The following is a 17,220-nucleotide window of genomic DNA, read 5'->3' on the forward strand; positions in this document are numbered from 1 at the left end:
GGGCCGACGTCGGGGTTGCGTCAGGCCGGCGCGGACTTCGCCTTGGCCGCCGCCTTCATCTGCTGCTTGTACTCCCGCACCCGGCGCAGCGAGTCCGCGTCGACGACGTCCGCCACCGACCGGTGGGCGTCCGGGTCGCCGTAGCCGCCGGCGGCCTCCCGCCAGCCCTCCGGCGTGACGTCGAACCGCTTGCCGAGCAGGGCGAGGAAGATCTGCGCCTTCTGCTTGCCGAAGCCGGGCAGGTCGGCGATCCGTCGCAGCAGTTCCCGGCCGTCGGCGGCGTCGGACCAGAGCCGGGCGGCGTCGCCGTCGTACCGGTCGACGAGGACCCGGCACACCTCCTGCACCCGGGCGGCCATCGCCTTGGGGAACCGGTGCAGCGCGGGCGGCTGGGCGAAGAGAGCGACCAGTGCCTCCGGGTCGTACCCGGCGAGTTCGGCGGCGTCCGGCTCGTGGCCGAGCCGCTGGGTCAGCACGTACGGCGAGGAGAACGCCTTCTCCATCGGCACCTGCTGGTCGAGGACCATGCCGAGGAGCAGGGCCAGCGGGCTGCGCGCCAGCAGCCGGTTGGCCTCGGGGTCGATGGGCAGCGCGAGCGTCATGGCAGTCATGGTCCCGCACGAACCGGCCCGGGTGCAGCCGGGACGCCCGACACGCCAGCGCGCGCCGCCGCCGGCCCGGCACCCGGGCGCGACCCGGCGGACCGGTCAGGTCGGTCCGCCGGGCCGGGTCGGGTCGGGGTCAGTTGACCACGAACAGCAGCCGGTTCGGCGAGCCGGAGCCGGGGTTGGTCACCTTGCCGGTGGTGGCGTTGCTGGTCAGGTAGCTGCTGACCTGCGACGGCGACCAGGACGGGTTGGCCGACAGCACGAGGGCGGCCGCGCCGGCCACGTGCGGCGAGGCCATCGAGGTGCCGCTGATCGTGTTGCTGGCGGTGTCGCTGGTCCGCCAGGCCGACAGGATGCTCGAACCGGGGGCGAAGACGTCCACGCAGGAGCCGTAGTTGGAGAACGACGAGCGGGCGTCGCTGCTGGTGGTGGAGCCGACGGTGATCGCGGCCGGGGTACGGGCCGGCGAGTAGTTGCAGGCGTTGGCGCTGGAGTTGCCGGCCGCCACCGCGTAGCTCACCCCGGAGTTGATCGAGTTGGCCACCGCGTTGTCGATGGCGCTGCTCGCCCCGCCGCCGAGGCTCATGTTGGCGACCGCCGGCTTGACCGCATTGGCGGTCACCCAGTTGACACCGTTCACCACGCTGGTGGTGCTGCCGCTGCCCGAGCAGTTGAGCACCTTGACCGCGATCAGTCGCACCTGCTTGGCGACGCCGTAGGTGGAGCCACCGACCGTACCGGCGACGTGCGTGCCGTGGCCGTTGCAGTCGGTGTTGTTGCTGTCCACCGTGTTGGTGCCCCAGGTGGCCCGGCCGCCGAATTGGGAGTGGGTGGTCCGGATGCCGGTGTCGATGATGTACGCCCGCACGTTCGACGCGGTGTTCGGGTAGGTGAAGCTGCGGCTCAACGGCAGGTTGCGCTGGTCGATGCGGTCCAGCCCCCACGGCGGGTTGGACTGGGTGGCCTGGGCGGTGAGCACCTGGTCCTGCTCCACGTACGCGACCGCCGGGTCGGCGGCGAGCCGGCCGGCCTGGGTGGCGGTCATCCGGGCGCTGAAACCGGTCAGGGCCGCGCTGTACACGTCGCCGACGCTGCCGCCGTACCGCTTGGTCAGCGCGCTGGCCCGCTCCGGCACGGCGGCCCGGGCGGTGGCGGTGCCCGCGGCGCCCGCCGCGTCCGGCCGGAGGACGACCAGGTAGCTCCCGCTGATCGCGGTCGGGGACGCGGCGCCCCGGATCTCCCCGGTGGGTGGCGCCGCCAGGGCGGGGGTGGCGGCCGCGGTGACGGCGGCCATGCCGGCGGCGACGGCGAGCGCCCGGAACAGACGCCGCCGCGGAACGGACCCTGCTGGCATCGTGTGCCTCCTCATCGGTACGCCCGGCCGGTGTCTGCTGGGCCGCGGGGCGCACCCTCGACGACTGGTGCCGCAGATGGTAGCCGTTATATCGATAATGATGATAGAGATGGCTGTCGATTAATTCGGTCGTCCGGCGCGGATGTCGTGGGTGGCGCCGCCCACCGCGGCGCAGGAGGCAGGATGGCGACGTGGACGAACACGACATGCTGCTCTCCCCCGCCGGGGTGACGGCGCTGCGGACCGCGCTCACCCGGGCCGGGTTCACCGCCAACGGCATCGCCACCCGGCTGGGTCCGCAGGCCACCGGCGGGGTGGCCCGCAACGACTTCCGGGCCGCGCTGCGGGCCACCGAGGAGCGCGACCCGCTCGGCACCCTCATCCGGGTCTTCATCTGCGAACAGACCGAGCCGGAGGCGGCGGTGGCCGCCGCGCTGGCGCCCCTGTCCATCGAGGAGGCGCTCGCCGGCGGTCTGGTCGAGCGGCACGGCGACGGCCTCCGGATGGGCCTGGACCTGGAGCCGTACGGGGACGACTGGTGGGTGCTCGCCGACGTGCCGGCCAGCGCCCGGCCGGGTCGGCCGCTGCACGCCGAACACGTGCTCGGCATCGGCGGGGCGACCCAGACCCTGATCGGCGCCACCGCCCGGCGGCCGGTGGAGACCGCACTCGACCTGGGCACCGGCTCCGGGGTGCAGGCGCTGCACCTGTCCACCCACGCCCGGCGGGTCACCGCCACCGACGTCTCCGAGCGGGCCCTGCGCTTCGCCGCCACCACCGCCGCGCTCAACGGGCAGGACTGGGAACTGCTCCGCGGCGACCTGGTCGCCCCGGTGGCCGGGCGCCGGTTCGACCTGGTGGTGAGCAACCCGCCGTTCGTGGTCGGTCCCGGCACCACCACCCACGTCTACCGGGACTCGGGGCGGGTGGGCGACGCGATCGGGGCCGAGTTGGCGGCCGCCGCGCCCGACCTGCTCACCGAGGGCGGCACCATGCAGTACCTGGCGAACTGGGTGCACGTTACCGGGGAGGACTGGGCCGAGCGGGTCACCGGCTGGTTCGCCGGCACCGGTCTGGACGCCTGGGTGGTCCAGCGCGAGGTGGCCGACCCGATGGCGTACGTCAACCTGTGGCTGACCGACGTCGGCGAGGCCGCCGACCCGCACCGGATGGCCGACTGGCTGGACTGGTTCGACGCGCACAAGGTGGAGGCGATCGGCTTCGGCATCGTGTCGCTGCGCCGGGCCGGGCACGACGACCCGGTGATCCGGGTCGAGGAGCTGCGCCAGCGGGTGGAGGCGCCGATGGGCGACCGGATCGCCGGCTGGTTCGACCGGCAGGACTGGCTGCGTAGCCGCGGTGCCGACGGCCTGCTCGCCGAGCGCTACCGGGCGGCCGAGGGGCTCCAGCTGCGCCAGGAGGCCACCATGGGCGACGAGGGCTGGGCGGTGGATCGGCAGGTGCTCGCCATGCCGCACGGGCTGCGCTGGACCGAGGAGATCGACCCGCTGGTGCTGGCCCTGGTCGGCGGGGCCGACGGGCGGTTGCCGCTGCGCGACCAGCTCGCCCTGCTCGCCGCCGCGCACGACGTCGCCGTCGAGGAGCTGGCCGAGGCGGCCGGGCCGATCGTGGCGCACCTGGTCGAGCGGGGCTTCATCGAGCCGGTGGCCGGCTGATGCGGGCGGTGGTGCAGACCGTCGGCCGGGCCGGCGTGACCGTCGACGGCGAGCTGGTCGGCGCGATCTCCGACGGGCTGCTCGTGCTGCTCGGGGTCACCCACACCGACACCGTGGAGACCGCGCGCACGATGGCCCGCAAGGTGCACGAGCTGCGCATCCTCGACGACGAGCGGTCAGCGGCCGACACCGGCGCGCCGATCCTGGTGGTCAGCCAGTTCACTCTCTACGGTGACGCCCGCAAGGGGCGCCGCCCGACCTGGACCGCGGCGGCGCCGGCCGAGGTCGCCGAACCACTGGTGACCGCGGTCGTCGAGGCGCTGCGCATCCGGGGGGCGAAGGTCGAGACGGGCCGGTTCCGCGCGCACATGCTGGTGGAGAGCGTCAACGTCGGGCCGCGCACCATCCTGCTCGATCTCTGACCGGCGCCGGCCCAGCGACCGCGAGGGCGGTGGCGGAGTGACGCCGTGGCACGACCCCGCCACCGTCAGCTGTTCACCAGGCCGGACGGCGGCGGTAGAACCGTCGCATGCCATCGCCCTCACAGCCCTCCGCCGCTGGCCGGACGAGACGGCGGCTGATCGCCGCCGCGGCCGCCGCCGGACTGGTCGCGGCCGGCGCCGCCGCGATCCAGTCACCCGCCACCGCGGCCGCCCCGGCCCCGCCCGCACCGGCGGCGACCCGGGACACCCACACCGTCACGCTGGTCACCGGCGACGTGGTCACGGTGACCACGTTCGCCGACGGCCAGGCCACCGCCGACGTCGACCGGCCCGACCACGCCACCGGCGGGGTACGGATCCAGCAGAGCGGCGGCGACCTGTACGTGCTGCCCGACGAGGCGCTGCCGCTGCTCGGCAGCGACCGGCTCGACCGGCGGCTGTTCAACGTCACCGACCTGATCGAGATGGGCTACGACGACGCCCGGACGGCCGAGCTGCCGCTGATCGCCACCTATCCCCCGGCCAAGGCCCGGGCGGGTCGCCCGGCCGCGCCACGCGGCGCCAGGGTCGTCCGCGACCTGCCCAGCGTCACCGGCGCCGCGCTGGCCGCCGACAAGAAGCAGGCCCGCGCCCTCTGGTCCACCGTCGCGTCCACGCCGGCGGCCCGGTCCGGCTCGGCGCTCGGCGGCGGGCTGGCGAAGCTCTGGCTGGACGGCCGGGTGAAGGCCAGCCTGACCGAGAGCGTGCCGCAGGTCGGCGCCCCCGAGGCGTGGGCCGCCGGGTACGACGGCGCCGGCGTGACCGTCGCGGTGCTGGACAGCGGGATCGACGCCGGCCACCCCGACCTGGCCGGCCAGGTCGACGAGGCGGTCAGCTTCGTGCCCGGCGAGGACGTCTCGGACGTGCACGGGCACGGCACCCACGTCGCCTCGACGATCGCGGGCACCGGGGCGGCCTCCGGCGGCGACCGCAAGGGCGTCGCGCCCGGCGCCGACCTGATCGTCGGCAAGGTGCTCGGCAACGACGGGTACGGCCAGGACTCGTGGATCATCGCCGGCATGCAGTGGGCGGCCGAGTCCGGGGCCGACGTGGTCAACATGAGCCTCGGCGACGCGTCGCGGACCGACGGCACCGATCCGATGACCGCGGCGGTGGACACCCTCACCGCGCGGCACGGCACCCTCTTCGTGGTCGCCGCGGGCAACTCCGGCCCGCAGACCATCGGCTCGCCGGGCACCTCGGCCAGCGCGCTGACCGTCGGTGCGGTGGACAAGCAGGACGAGCTGGCCTGGTTCTCCAGCACCGGCCCGCTGGCCCGTACCGGCGCGCTGAAGCCGGACCTCACCGCGCCCGGCGTCGCCATCACCGCCGCCCGCTCCGGGCAGGCCCCCGGCGAGGGCGCGTACCAGAGCATGGACGGCACCTCGATGGCCGCGCCGCACGTGGCGGGCGCGGCGGCGATCCTCGCCCAGCGGCACCCCGACTGGTCCGGCCCGCAGCTCAAGGACGCGCTGATGAGCAGCGCCAAGGGCCTGTCCGACGGCTACCAGCCGTACCAGGTGGGCAGCGGCCGGCTGGACGTGGCGGCGGCGGTACGCGCCACCGTACGGGCCACCGGCTCGGCGTTCTTCGGCAACTTCGACTGGCCGCACGAGCCCACCGACGCGCCGGTCAGCAGACCGGTGACGTTCACCAACTCCGGCCCGACTGACGTCACCCTGGACCTCGCGCTCACCGGCGCCGGCCCGTTCACCCTGGGCGCCACCTCGGTGACCGTGCCCGCCGGCGGCAGCGCCGACGTCGCGGTGACCGGCGACCCGCGGGACGACGCCCACGGCCAGCTCACCGGCTACCTGGTCGGCACCGACGCGGCCACCGGCGCGCCGGTCACCCGCACCGCGCTCGCCCTGCTCAAGGAGGACGAGCGGTACGACCTGACGATCAAGCTGACCGGCCGGGACGGCAAGCCCGCCAGCTCGCAGGTGGTGCTGAAGAAGGCCGGCGAGTTCTACCCGTGGCGGTATGCCGTCGACGGCGAGCGGACGCTGCGGCTGCCGCCGGGCACGTACACCGTCGAGACCGTGCTGGACGTCCAGGGTGAGCGGCCCGACCGGCTCGGCCTCGCCCTGCTGGTCGACCCGGAGACGGTGCTCGACGGCGCGGCCGAGGTGGTGCTGGACGCGAGCCGCGCCCGGCTGCTCGACACCACCGCGCCGCAGCGCGCCGAGGACCGGCAGCGCCGGCTCGACTACCTGGTCGAGTACGCCGGCGGGGACGCCTACCGGGCGGCGTACCAGGTGCCGGTGGCCTACGACGACCTCTACGTCATGCCGACCGAGCCGGTCCGCCAGGGTTCGTTCACGATGGCCACCCGGTGGCGCAAGGGCGAGCCGATGCTCAGCCTGCGCTCCCCCGGCGAGCCGCCGCTCGACGCCACCGTGCAGCCGGGCAGCACGCTCACCGCGGGCACCGGGAAGCTGCGCCCGGTCCACGTCGGCACCGGCGCCCCCGCCGAGTACGCCGGCGTCGACGCGAAGGGCCGGATCGCGGTGGTGACCCGCAGCGACGCGGTCTCCCCGGAGGAGCGCGCCGCCGCCGCCGCGGCGGCCGGGGCGGCGCTGCTGCTGGTCGTCAACGACGGGCCCGGCATCCTCAACGAGTACGTCGGCGAGTCGCCGATCCCGGTCGGCACCGTGCACCGCGACGCCGGGCAGCGGCTGATCGCGGCGATCCGGGGCGGCACGGCGCCCAAGCTGACCGTCGACCGGACGCCGTACGCCGGCTACGTCTACGACCTGACCCGGGTCTACCCGGACCAGGTGCCGGACCGGGCACTCGCGTACCACCCGGGCCACCAGGACCTGGCCCGGCTCGACGCCCGGTACCACGCCGTGCGGGACACCGCGGGGGCCGGCTACCGGTACGACATGACCTTCAGCCCGGCGTTCGGCTTCTCGGAGTCGGAGTGGCACCCCGGCACCCGTACCGAGTGGGTCACGCCGGACGTGGTCTGGCACGAGGTGCACCAGCAGAGCAGCTGGACCGACACCGCGTACCTGAACACGTACGCCAAGGGCACCGCTACCCGGCTGGACTGGTTCGCACCCGCCGTCCGGCCCGCCTTCAACCGGGCGTTCGCGGTCCGCAACAGCCGGTACCGGGACTTCATGACCCTCAACGTGCAGGCCTGGAGCCCGTCGGACGACATCCTGGAGCACGGCGGCAACCTGGACTGGGGGTCGGTGCCGACCAACCTGAAGCTCTACCAGGGCGACACCCTGCTGGCCGAGAACACCTTCAACGCCGACCTGCAGTGGACCGAGGTGCCCGCCGGCACGCTGCCGTACCGCCTGGTGCTGGACGCCTCGCGGCCGGCCGAGCAGTGGCGCCTGTCCACCCGTACGCACACCGAGTGGGACTTCGTGTCCAGCTCGAACGAGGCGGACACGTTCGTGCCGTTCGCGCTGCTCCAACTCGACTACGCGCTGGAGACGGACCTGCGGGGTGACGTCAAGGCGGGCACCAGTCAGCAGATCAGCGTCAAGGCCGGACCGCAGCCGGGCGGCACCGACACCGGCACGGTCACCTCGGTCGAGCTGGAGGTCTCGTACGACGACGGCGGCAGTTGGCAGCGGGTGACCTTGAGCCGGGGCGCCGACGACCGGTGGACCGGCGCGCTGAAGGTGCCGAAGCAGCCCGGCGGCTTCGTCTCGGTACGCGCCGCCGCCCGCACCGATGCCGGCTTCGCCATCCGGCAGGAGCTCATCCGGGCGTACGGCCTGCGCTGAGCTGGCCGGCGGAGCCCCGGGACCGGCACCGTCCCGGGGCTCCGCCGGCCCCCACCCCCTGTTCAAGATCCATCAGCGTGGCCCATACTCTCCGTGCCGTCACCGCCGGAGGGAGGCAGCCACCGATGCTGGGCGCGCTGGGTCTGAACCCGGACGACGAGGCGGTCTACAACCTGCTGGTCCGGCGCGGGTCGGCCGGTCCGGCCGAGCTCGCCGACGCCCTGCGGATGCCGGTCGCGGCGGTCGGCGCGGCGCTGTCCCACCTGACCGCGTCCGGCCTGGTGAAGTGCGGACCGGACGAGGCGTACTCGGTGGCGCCGCCCGCGGTCGCGCTCGGCGCGCTGATCAGCGAGCAGCGCAGCGCCCTGCGCAGCGCCGAGCTGGCGCTGGTCACGTTGGCCGAGGAGTACCGGGGCGCGGTCGCGGGCCGGGCCATCGACGAGCTGATCGAGGTGGTCACCGGGGTGGACGCCGTCCGCCACCGGTTCGCCCAGGTGCAGCACGCCGCCCGGACGGAGGTCCGCAGCTTCGTCACCACGCCCTTCCTCGCCGTACCGCCGGGCACCAACGCGGTCGAGGAGGTGGCGGTCGGCCACGGGGTGCGGTTCCGGGTGGTGGTGGACCGACCGACGCTGGCCGAGCCCGGGGTGGTCGCCGAGACCCTGGAGTCGCTGCGCAACGGGGTGCAGGTGCGGGTGGTCGACTCGTTGCCGATCAAGCTGATCCTGGCCGACGCGGACCTGGCCCTGGTGCCGCTGACCGCCACGCCCGGTGGCGAGCCCGGTGCCGTGCTGCTGCACCGCACCGGCCTGCTGGCGGCGATGGACGCGCTGTTCGAGACCGTGTGGCGCACCGCCCGCCCCCTCGACCTGACCGCCGAGGGGCTGACCGAGCGCCCCGACGGCGACGGCGCGGCCGGCCCGACCGAGCTGGACCGGCGGATCCTGGCGCTGCTGCTGGCCGGGCTCACCGACCAGGTGGTCGCCGCCCAGCTCGACCTGTCGTTGCGGACGCTGCAACGGCGGCTACGCCACCTGATGGACCTGGCCGGGGTCGAGACCCGGATGCAGCTCGGCTGGCACGCCGCGCGGCACGGCTGGACCTGACCGGCCGCCGCCCGGCGGGCAGCCGGACCGGCCCGGCCCCGTTTGCTCCAGTCAGTCAGGTCAGGTCAGAAGAAGAGGCCCCGGCGCTGCAGCGACTGGCGCAGCCAGCCGTCGAGCTGGGCGGCCCAGTCGGTGCGGTCCATCGTGGCGTAGTCGACGGTGAACCGGCCGAACGCGTCGCGGCCCTCGGTGAGCAGCCCACCCCGCTTGTCCAGCTCCAGCACCACCTGCAGCTGGCGCGGGTCGGCGATGAAGGTCACCTCCAGCTGGTTGATCGCGCGGGCGTACTGCGGCGCCGGGTGGAACTCGATCTCCTGGTAGAACGGCAGGGTCTGCCGTACGCCGTAGATGTGGCCGCGCTCCACGTCGGCGCGGGCGAACCGGAAGCCGAGCCGCAGCAGCGCCTCCAGCAGCCGCTCCTGGGCCGGCAGCGGGTGCACCGCGACCGCGTCCAGGTCGCCCTTGTCGACCGCCCGGGCCACCTCCAGCTCGGTCCGCAGCCCCATCGTCATCCCGTGCAGGTGCTGCCCGTACAGCTCGGTGACCGGGGTCTCCCAGGGCACGTCGAAGCGGAACGGGATGTCGTAGCGCTGCCCCGGTTCCAGCCGGAACGCGCCGGTCACCTGCTGCCGGTGGAACTCCTGGGTGGTGTTGTACTCGTTGTCGCCACTCTCCACCTCGACCCGGGTGACCAGGCCCAGCGCCACGTAGCTGACGTCGACCTGGTGGTCGCCGCCGGCCACGTGGACGGTGCCCTCCAGTTGGCCGCCGGGCCGGCAGTTGGGGTTCGCCAGCACGGTTTCCACCGACGGGCCACCCACACCCATCGCCTGCATGAGCCGCTTGAAGACCACGACGCCCTCCGTTGCCTGTTCCGCGCCGGCCGGCGCGATCGACCCCGCTGGCCGACCGCTGGCACGGTAACCGGGCCCGGCAACCACCGGCGGCCGACACCCCGGCATGCGCCGTCGCGCCGAGATTGGTGTCGGTTCCCCGATCGCCTCACTCCCGTTTCACGCCCCGCCCGCCAAGCTGTGTGTCACACCGGCACCACTGGGCCGGGCGAGCGGCACCGAAGCGGACACGGGGAGAAGAGATGGCCCTGCAGATGACGGAGCACCGGATGCGCGGCACCATCGAGGCCGAGCACGGCACCGACACCCTGACCGACCTGGACGCCACCGACGAGCGCGGCGTCTCCACCGACCTGGTCCGGGCGTACCTGAACGGCATCGGCCGTACCAAGCTGCTCACCGCTGCGCAGGAGGTCGACCTGGCCAAGCGGATCGAGGCCGGGCTCTTCGCCGAGGAGAAGCTGGCCACCTGCACCCCGGTCTCGGCCGAGCTGCGCGCCGACCTGGAACTGATCGCCACCGAGGGCCGCGCCGCCAAGAACCACCTGCTCGAGGCGAACCTGCGGCTGGTGGTCAGCATCGCCAAGCGGTACACCGGTCGCGGCATGGCCTTCCTCGACCTGATCCAGGAGGGCAACCTCGGCCTGATCCGTGCGGTGGAGAAGTTCGACTACACCAAGGGCTACAAGTTCTCCACCTACGCCACCTGGTGGATCCGCCAGGCGATCACCCGCGCCATGGCCGACCAGGCCCGCACCATCCGCATCCCGGTGCACATGGTCGAGCAGGTCAACCGGATGGTCCGGGCCCGCCGGGAGCTGTCGGTCACGCTGGGCCGCGAGCCCACCGTCGCCGAGGTGGCCCGGGCGCTGGACATCCCGGAGTTCCAGGTGATCGAGCTGATCTCGTACGACCGGGAGCCGGTGAGCCTGGACCAGGCGGTCGGTGAGGACGGCGAGAGCGCGCTCGGCGACTTCGTCGCCGCCGTCGACCCGGGCGCCGAGCCGGGCGACGCGGCCGCGCAGGGCGAGCTGCGCAACGAGGTGAGCATCGTGCTGGCCACCCTCTCTCAGCGGGAGCAGGCGGTGATCCGGCTCCGGTTCGGTCTCGACGACGGCCGCCAGCGCACCCTCGACGAGGTCGGGCGGGAGTTCGGCCTGTCCCGGGAGCGGATCCGGCAGATCGAGAAGGTGACTCTGCTGAAGCTGCGCGCCCCCGAGCGGGCCCAGCGCCTGGAGGCGTACGCCTGCTGACGGCGCCTGCCGCACCGTGGCCCCGGCGGTTCGCCGGGGCCACGGTGCTGCTTGACCCGGCACCGGATCCGCGATACAAACCTACTGGTTATAGAACCAGGAGGTTATGAACGGTGGGCACCGATCTGGACGCGACGTTCGCCGCGCTGGCCGACCCGACCCGGCGCGCCATCCTCGCCCGGCTGGCGGCCGGCGAGGCCACCGTCACCGAGCTGGCCGCGCCCTTCGCGATGAGCCAGCCGGCCATCTCCAAGCACCTCAGGGTGCTGGAGCGCGCCGGGCTGGTCAGCCGGGGCCGGGACGCCCAGCGGCGGCCCTGCCGGCTGGCGGCCGGTCCGCTGCGGGAGGCCAGCGCCTGGCTGGCGCACTACCGCGACTACTGGGCGGAGAGCTACCAGCGCCTGGACGGCCTGCTCGACGAGCTGCAGGCCGACGAACCGACCACCGGGCGACGGGACGCGGCCCGGTGACCGGCACCGACCCGCTGGTGGTCGCCACCCCGGGCGACCGGGAGATCGTGCTGAGCCGGCTCTTCGACGCGCCCGCGCACCTGGTGTTCGCCGCCTTCACCCGCCCCGAGCTGCTCGTCCGCTGGTACGGGGCCCGCGGCTGGCGGTTGGTCGAGTGCGAGGTGGACCTGCGGGTGGGCGGGCGCTGGCGCTACGTCTCCCAGGGCCCGGACGGCGAACGGATGGGCCAGGGCGGGGTGTACCGCACGGTCGAGCCACCACACCGGCTGGTCTGCACCGAACTCTTCGACGACCAGTCCTACCCGGGCGAGACCCTGGTCACCCACGAGTTCACCGAACTGGTCGGGCGGACCACTGTCACCACCACGCTGCGGTACGCCACCGCCGAGGGACGCGACCGGGTGTTGCGTTACCCGATGACCCGCGGCGTCGGTGAGAGCTTCGCGCGGCTCGCCGAGCTGCTGCACGAGACGACGAGGTTAGGAGAGGCACCGTGAACTGGACCCTGGAAGTGGTGATCGTCCCGGTCTCCGACGTGGACCGGGCCAAGGCGTTCTACGCCGACCAGCTCGGCTTCGCCGTCGACCACGACACGGTGGTCGGCGACGACGCGCGGATCGTGCAGCTCACCCCGCCCGGCTCCGGCTGCTCCATCGTGATCGGCAAGGGCGCCGTGCCGGAGATGCCGCCGGGCTCGCTGAAGGGCCTCCAACTGGTGGTGCCCGACCTGCACAAGGCCCGGGCCCAGCTGGTCGAGCGGGGCGTCGAGGTCAGCGAGATCCAGGTCCTGGGCGAGAACCCGCGCCCGATGCCGGACCCGCTGGACAACGTCGGCTTCGTCTTCTTCACCGACCCGGACGGCAACGCCTGGGCCGTCCAGCAGATCTCCGAGCGGGCCTGAGGCGCTACAGCCGGCGTGGGCCGGTGTCCGGCCGGTCGGCCGCGGCGCCGGTGCGCACGGTGGCGTGCAGCACCGAGAGGCCGTCCGGCCGGACCAGCACCGGGTTCAACGTGAGCGATCGCACCCGGGGCTGCTCGTCGGCGAGCCGGCCGACCCGCAGCAGCAGCTCGGCCAGGGCCGCCCGGTCCACCGGCGCGGCGCCCCGGTGGCCGCGCAGCAGCGGCGCCGCGCGCGGCTCGTCGACCAGCTCGGCGGCGTCCCGGTCGGTCAGCGGGACGGCCCGCCAGGCCCGGTCGCCGAGCAGCTCGGTCGCGACACCGCCGAGCCCGAAGCCGACCACCGGCCCGAACGCCGGGTCCTCCACCAGCTCGACCACGCAGGCCACGCCGGGCGCGACCATCGGCTGGACCAGCACGTCCGCGCCGAAGACCGGCGACATCTCGGCGTACGCGCGGCGCAGCGTCGCCGCGTGGGGCAGGTCGAGCCGGACCGCGCCGAGGTCGAGCCGGTGCCGCAGCCCGGGGGCGGCCGCCTTCAGCGCCACCGGGTAGCCGAGCCGGTCCGCCGCGGCCACCGCCTCGTCGGCCGAGCGCGCGGGCACCGACTCCACCACGTCGATGCCGTACGCGGCGAGCAGTCCGGCCGGGTCGGTGGCCTCCGGGCGCAGCGCCGCCTGCGCCGCCGCCCGGTCGACGCCGGGCAGCCCCGGCAGCGTCCCGGGTGGGCGGCGCAGCCAGTCGGCGTAGGCGGTGACCCGGGCCAGGGCGCGGACCGCCTCCTCCACGCTCGGATACGCCGGCACCCCGGCCGGCGCCCGGCCGACCAGGAACGTGGCCACGGTCGGCTTGCCGGCCGCGAGCGCGTCCGGCAGGGCGGCCGAGAAGTCCGCCTCGGCGTCGGGGAGCTGACCCGGCAGCGGCGGCGCGAAGACCACGACGAGGGCGTCCACCCGGTCGTCGGCGGCGGTCTCGGCCAGCGCGGCGGCGAACTCGGCCGCCCCGGCGCGCGGGCCGACGTCCCGCACGCCGCCGGCGGCGACGGTCAGGCCCTGGGCGGCGCAGGCGGTGGCGGCCAGCCCGGTCAGCGCCGAGGAGTTGCCGACCACGCCGACCCGCCGGCCGGCCGGCAGCGGCTGGTTGGCCAGCAGCACGCCGACGTCGAGCAGCTCGGCCACGGTGTCCACCCGGATCACGCCGGACTGGGCGAACAGCGCGCTCACCGCGACCTCGTCCGGCCCGACGGCGTCGCCGACGCCGGGCGGGCGGGCCGGCGAGGCGAGCGCCACCACCGGCTTGTCCCGGCCGATCCGGCGGGTTAGCCGGGCGAACTTGCGCGGATTGCCGAACGTCTCCAGGTACAGCATGATCACGTCGGTGCCCGGGTCGTCCTGCCAGTACTGCAGCAGGTCGTTGCCGGAGACGTCGGCCCGGTTGCCGGCGGAGACCAAGCTGGACAGCCCCAGCCCGCGCCGGTCCGCCTCGGCCAGCAGGGCCACCCCGAACGCGCCGGACTGGCTGAAGATGCCCACCCGGCCGGGCACCGGCAGCCGCGGCGCGAGGGTGGCGTTGAGGCGTACCGCCGGGTCGGTGTTGGCGACGCCGAGACAGTTCGGACCGACCACCCGCATCCCGGCGGCGTGCGCGGCGCGAACCAGGGCCCGCTGCGCGGCGGCCCCCTCCGGGCCGGCCTCGGCGAAGCCGGCGGAGATCACCACCAGGCCGTGCACCCCGGCGGCGGCCGCGTCCGCGACCACCGCCTCCGCCGCCGCCGGCGGCACCGCGACCACGGCCAGGTCCACCGGCAGGCCGGCCGCGGCCGCCGACGGGTACGCGGGCAGGCCGGCGACCGTCGCCGCGCTGGGGTGCACCGGCACCACCGGCCCGGTGAAGCCGAAGTCGCGCAGGTGCCCCAGCACCGCCGCGCCGACGCCCTGCCCGCTGGCGCTGGCGCCGTAGACCGCCACCCCGCGGGGGGCGAGCAGCCGGGCGATGGACCGGGCCTCGGTGCGGTGCTCGCGGCCCCGCTGCACCTCGAGCGTCGCCTCGGTGGGCGCGATCGGGAAGCTCAGGTGCACCACACCGTCGGCGAACTCGCGCTGCACCTGGTAGCCGAAGTCGGCGAAGACCCGCAGCATCGCGCCGTTGGCCGGCAGCACCTCGGCGACGAAGTTGACGATGCCGACCCGGCGGGCGGCGTCGGCCAGGTGCTCCAGCAGCACCGAGCCGATCCCCCGGCCCTGGTAGGCGTCCTCGACCACGAAGGCCACCTCGGCCTCGGGCGCCGCCGGGCCGAGCCGCTCGTAGCGCCCGACGGCGACGATCCGCTCGCCGGCCAGCACCACGAACGCCTCCCGGTCGCGGTGGTCGACGTTGACGAAGCGCCGCAGGTCGCGTTCCGGGATCCGCGGGTACGGCGAGAAGTAGCGCAGGTAGCGGGTGCGCTCGGAGAACCGGGAGTGCATCGCCACGATGCCCGGGGCGTCCGCCGGCCGGATCTGTCGCAGCTGGACGGTGGTGCCATCGCTGAGCAGCACGTCCACCGGTTGCGGCGCGGTCGCCACCGGCCCGGCGTTGACCGGTTCAGTCACGGGGGTCGTGCGGGTCGAGCCCGAACAGCGGGAAGACCGCCTTGCGGGTGGCCGCGATGGCCCGGTCCACCGCTGTCGGTTCGCCGGTCGGCTGCCACGGCTCGTACGCCGGATCGACGTCGTCGGTCATCCGCAGCGGCACCTGCTGGCCGGGGCGGCGCGCGGCGGCCAGTTCCCGCCAGGCCGGCGGGGTGAGCGTGGCCGGGGCGACCGGCTCGCCGGTGGCGACCGCCAGCAGGTGCGTCCACGCCCGGGGCACCACCTCGACCAGCGCGTACCCGCCGCCGCCGGTGGCCACCCAGCGGCCGTCGCAGAGCTCGTCGGCTAGCGCCCGCAGGGCCAGGTACGTGGCGCGCTGCCCGTCCACGGACAGGTGCAGGTCGGCCAGCGGGTCGAGCCGGTGCCCGTCCGCGCCGCACTGGGTGACCAGCAGCTGCGGCCGGAACGCGCGCAGCACCGAGGGCACGATCGCGTGGAACGCGCGCTGCCAGGCGGCGTCGCCGACGCCCGGCGGCAACGGCACGTTGACCGCCGTGCCCACCGCCTCCGGGCCGCCGGTCTCGTCCGGGAACCCGGTGCCGGGGAAGAGCGCGAGCGGGGTCTCGTGCAGGCTGACCGTGAGCACCCGCGGGTCGTCCCAGAAGATCTGCTGTACCCCGTCGCCGTGGTGCACGTCCACGTCCACGTAGGCGATCCGCTCGGCGCCCAGGTCGAGCAGGCGGGCGATGGCCACCGCCGGGTCGTTGTAGACACAGAAGCCGGCGGCCCGGGCCGGCATCGCGTGGTGCAGGCCACCGGCCACGTTGACCGCGCGGCGGGCGTCACCCCGCCAGACCGCCTCGGCGGCGGCCACGCTGGCGCCGGCGACCAGCGCGCTGGATTCGTGCATCCCGGGGAAGACCGGATTGTCCGAGGTGCCCAGCCCGAAGCCGGCGAAGAGCGGGTCGCTCGGGGCGGTGCGCACCGCGTCCAGGTAGCGCGGGTCGTGCACCCGGGTCAGCAGCGCCTCGTCGGCCGGCTCCGGCTTGACCAGCCGTACCCCTGGCCGTTGCAGGATGCCGAGCTCGCGGGCGAGCGCCATGGTCAGCTCGACCCGCACCGGGTCCAGCGGGTGGTCACCCATGTCATAGGCGAGCAGCGACTCGTCCCACACCACCACTGTCTCGTCGGACATGGGCTCATCGTCGCACGAGCACCGGGGTGACCTCCGCGCACGCGCTGCTCACGCGTCGGGTGTCGCTCCGGTGGCCACCGGCCGGGCCGGCTCGGCGACCCAGTTGCTCCACGAGCCGACGTAGAGCGCGGCGTCCGGGCGGCCGGCCAGGTGCAGGGCGAGCACCGCCTGGGCGGCGGTCACCCCCGAGCCGCAGTACGCCCCGACCGGGCGGTCCGCGCCCACCCCCGCCGCGGCGAACCGGTCGCGCAGCGCGTCGGCGGCCGGGAACCGCCCGTCCGGGCCGACGTACTCCGCCGCCGGCAGGTTGGCCGCGCCCGGCACGTGCCCGGCCACCGGGTCGATCGGCTCCGTCTCGCCCCGGTAGCGGGGCGCGGTCCGCACGTCCAACAGCACGCCGTCACCGGCGGCGAGCCGGGCCGCCGCGCCCGCGTCCAGCACCGGCAGCTCGCCCGGGCGGACGGTGACGTCGCCGGGGCGGGGGGCGGGCGCCTCGGTCGAGGTGGGCAGCCCGGCCGCCAGCCAGGCCGGGAAGCCGCCGTGCAGCAGCCGCACCTCGCGGTGGCCGGCCCAGCGCAGCGTCCACCAGGCCCGCGCGGCGGCCATGCCGTCGCCGCCGTCGTACACCACCACGGGGTGACCGGCGCGAACGCCGGCGGCCCGCAGCGCCGCCTGCAACGCGGCCGGGTCGGGCAGCGGGTGCCGGCCGGCGGCGCCGGGCGGCCCGCAGAGGTCGGTGTCCAGGTCGACGAAGACCGCGCCGGGCAGGTGACCGGCCGCGTAGTCGTCCCGGCCGGGCGGGCCGGCGAGCCGCCAGCGGACGTCGAGCACGGTGGGCGGGTCGGCGCGGTCGAGCTCGACGGCGAGCCGGTCGGGTTCGACCAGAAGATCATCGGTACCGGACATGGCGTCCAGTCAACACCATCCGGGCCGGCACCACCGGTTCGGCGGCGGTCAATCGTCGGACGTCCGAGGTAGCATCGATCACCGGAGGGCCGCTGACGAT

General features: G+C 74.9%; 14 protein-coding genes. 8 read left to right on the forward strand and 6 right to left on the reverse strand.

Features of this window, described 5'->3' with window-relative positions; all coding sequences use genetic code 11:
- Positions 1-20: 20 nt before the first annotated feature.
- On the reverse strand, positions 21-611 hold the full coding sequence (locus tag GA0070609_RS20885) for an HhH-GPD-type base excision DNA repair protein (protein ID WP_088995338.1): 591 nt from the start codon (positions 609-611) through the stop codon (positions 21-23).
- Between the two features lie 130 nt (positions 612-741).
- The gene (locus tag GA0070609_RS20890; RefSeq protein ID WP_088995339.1) at positions 742-1,962 is read right to left on the reverse strand and encodes a S8 family peptidase; all 1,221 of its coding nucleotides are present in this window, start codon (positions 1,960-1,962) and stop codon (positions 742-744) included.
- A 191-nt stretch (positions 1,963-2,153) separates the two neighbouring features.
- On the opposite strand from GA0070609_RS20890, the gene GA0070609_RS20895 reads away from it, so the two are divergent.
- The 4 genes from GA0070609_RS20895 (at position 2,154) to GA0070609_RS20910 (ending at position 8,975) form a co-directional block, all read left to right on the forward strand.
- Positions 2,154-3,638, forward strand: coding sequence for a DUF7782 domain-containing protein (locus GA0070609_RS20895; RefSeq protein ID WP_088995340.1), 1,485 nt, complete (start codon positions 2,154-2,156; stop codon positions 3,636-3,638).
- Positions 3,638-4,060 carry a D-aminoacyl-tRNA deacylase gene (gene dtd, locus GA0070609_RS20900; RefSeq protein ID WP_088995341.1) on the forward strand — a complete coding sequence of 141 codons (423 nt, stop codon included), beginning with the start codon at positions 3,638-3,640 and terminating at the stop codon, positions 4,058-4,060. Before GA0070609_RS20895 ends, dtd begins: the two co-directional genes overlap by 1 nt.
- Positions 4,061-4,167: 107 nt before the next feature.
- Positions 4,168-7,869: a S8 family serine peptidase gene (locus tag GA0070609_RS20905; protein ID WP_088995342.1), complete on the forward strand. Its 3,702-nt coding sequence runs from the start codon at positions 4,168-4,170 to the stop codon at positions 7,867-7,869.
- A 125-nt stretch (positions 7,870-7,994) separates the two neighbouring features.
- The gene (locus GA0070609_RS20910) at positions 7,995-8,975 is read left to right on the forward strand and encodes a transcriptional regulator TrmB (protein WP_088995343.1); all 981 of its coding nucleotides are present in this window, start codon (positions 7,995-7,997) and stop codon (positions 8,973-8,975) included.
- A gap of 65 nt (positions 8,976-9,040) precedes the next feature.
- Here GA0070609_RS20910 and GA0070609_RS20915 read toward each other — a convergent pair whose 3' ends face one another.
- Complete coding sequence (locus GA0070609_RS20915) at positions 9,041-9,829, reverse strand: sporulation protein (protein WP_088995344.1); 789 nt, start codon at positions 9,827-9,829, stop codon at positions 9,041-9,043.
- A gap of 242 nt (positions 9,830-10,071) precedes the next feature.
- On the opposite strand from GA0070609_RS20915, the gene sigB reads away from it, so the two are divergent.
- The 4 genes from sigB to GA0070609_RS20935 all read left to right on the forward strand — a co-directional run bounded on the left by sigB (position 10,072) and on the right by GA0070609_RS20935 (position 12,453).
- Entirely contained in the window at positions 10,072-11,082 is a 1,011-nt protein-coding gene (gene sigB, locus GA0070609_RS20920) for an RNA polymerase sigma factor SigB (RefSeq protein ID WP_088995345.1), read from the forward strand.
- Positions 11,083-11,195: 113 nt separating this feature from the next.
- Positions 11,196-11,552: an ArsR/SmtB family transcription factor gene (locus tag GA0070609_RS20925; protein ID WP_088995346.1), complete on the forward strand. Its 357-nt coding sequence runs from the start codon at positions 11,196-11,198 to the stop codon at positions 11,550-11,552.
- Positions 11,549-12,049 carry an SRPBCC family protein gene (locus GA0070609_RS20930; RefSeq protein WP_088995347.1) on the forward strand — a complete coding sequence of 167 codons (501 nt, stop codon included), beginning with the start codon at positions 11,549-11,551 and terminating at the stop codon, positions 12,047-12,049. Before GA0070609_RS20925 ends, GA0070609_RS20930 begins: the two co-directional genes overlap by 4 nt.
- Positions 12,046-12,453, forward strand: coding sequence for a VOC family protein (locus GA0070609_RS20935; protein ID WP_088995348.1), 408 nt, complete (start codon positions 12,046-12,048; stop codon positions 12,451-12,453). Before GA0070609_RS20930 ends, GA0070609_RS20935 begins: the two co-directional genes overlap by 4 nt.
- Before the next feature lie 4 nt (positions 12,454-12,457).
- Here the strand turns inward: GA0070609_RS20935 and GA0070609_RS20940 are convergent, their stop codons facing one another.
- The 3 genes from GA0070609_RS20940 to GA0070609_RS20950 are packed head-to-tail and all read right to left on the reverse strand — an operon-like array spanning position 12,458 to position 17,120.
- Positions 12,458-15,013, reverse strand: a complete 2,556-nt coding sequence (locus GA0070609_RS20940; RefSeq protein ID WP_088997876.1) for a bifunctional acetate--CoA ligase family protein/GNAT family N-acetyltransferase — start codon at positions 15,011-15,013, stop codon at positions 12,458-12,460.
- A gap of 19 nt (positions 15,014-15,032) precedes the next feature.
- Entirely contained in the window at positions 15,033-16,214 is a 1,182-nt protein-coding gene (locus GA0070609_RS20945) for an acetoin utilization protein AcuC (RefSeq protein WP_088995349.1), read from the reverse strand.
- Between the two features lie 48 nt (positions 16,215-16,262).
- A complete protein-coding gene (locus GA0070609_RS20950) occupies positions 16,263-17,120 on the reverse strand; it encodes a sulfurtransferase (protein ID WP_088995350.1) in 858 nt (285 codons plus the stop codon).
- Between the last annotated feature and the right edge of the window lie 100 nt (positions 17,121-17,220).

The organism is Micromonospora echinaurantiaca, from assembly GCF_900090235.1.
Lineage (GTDB): Bacteria > Actinomycetota > Actinomycetes > Mycobacteriales > Micromonosporaceae > Micromonospora > Micromonospora echinaurantiaca.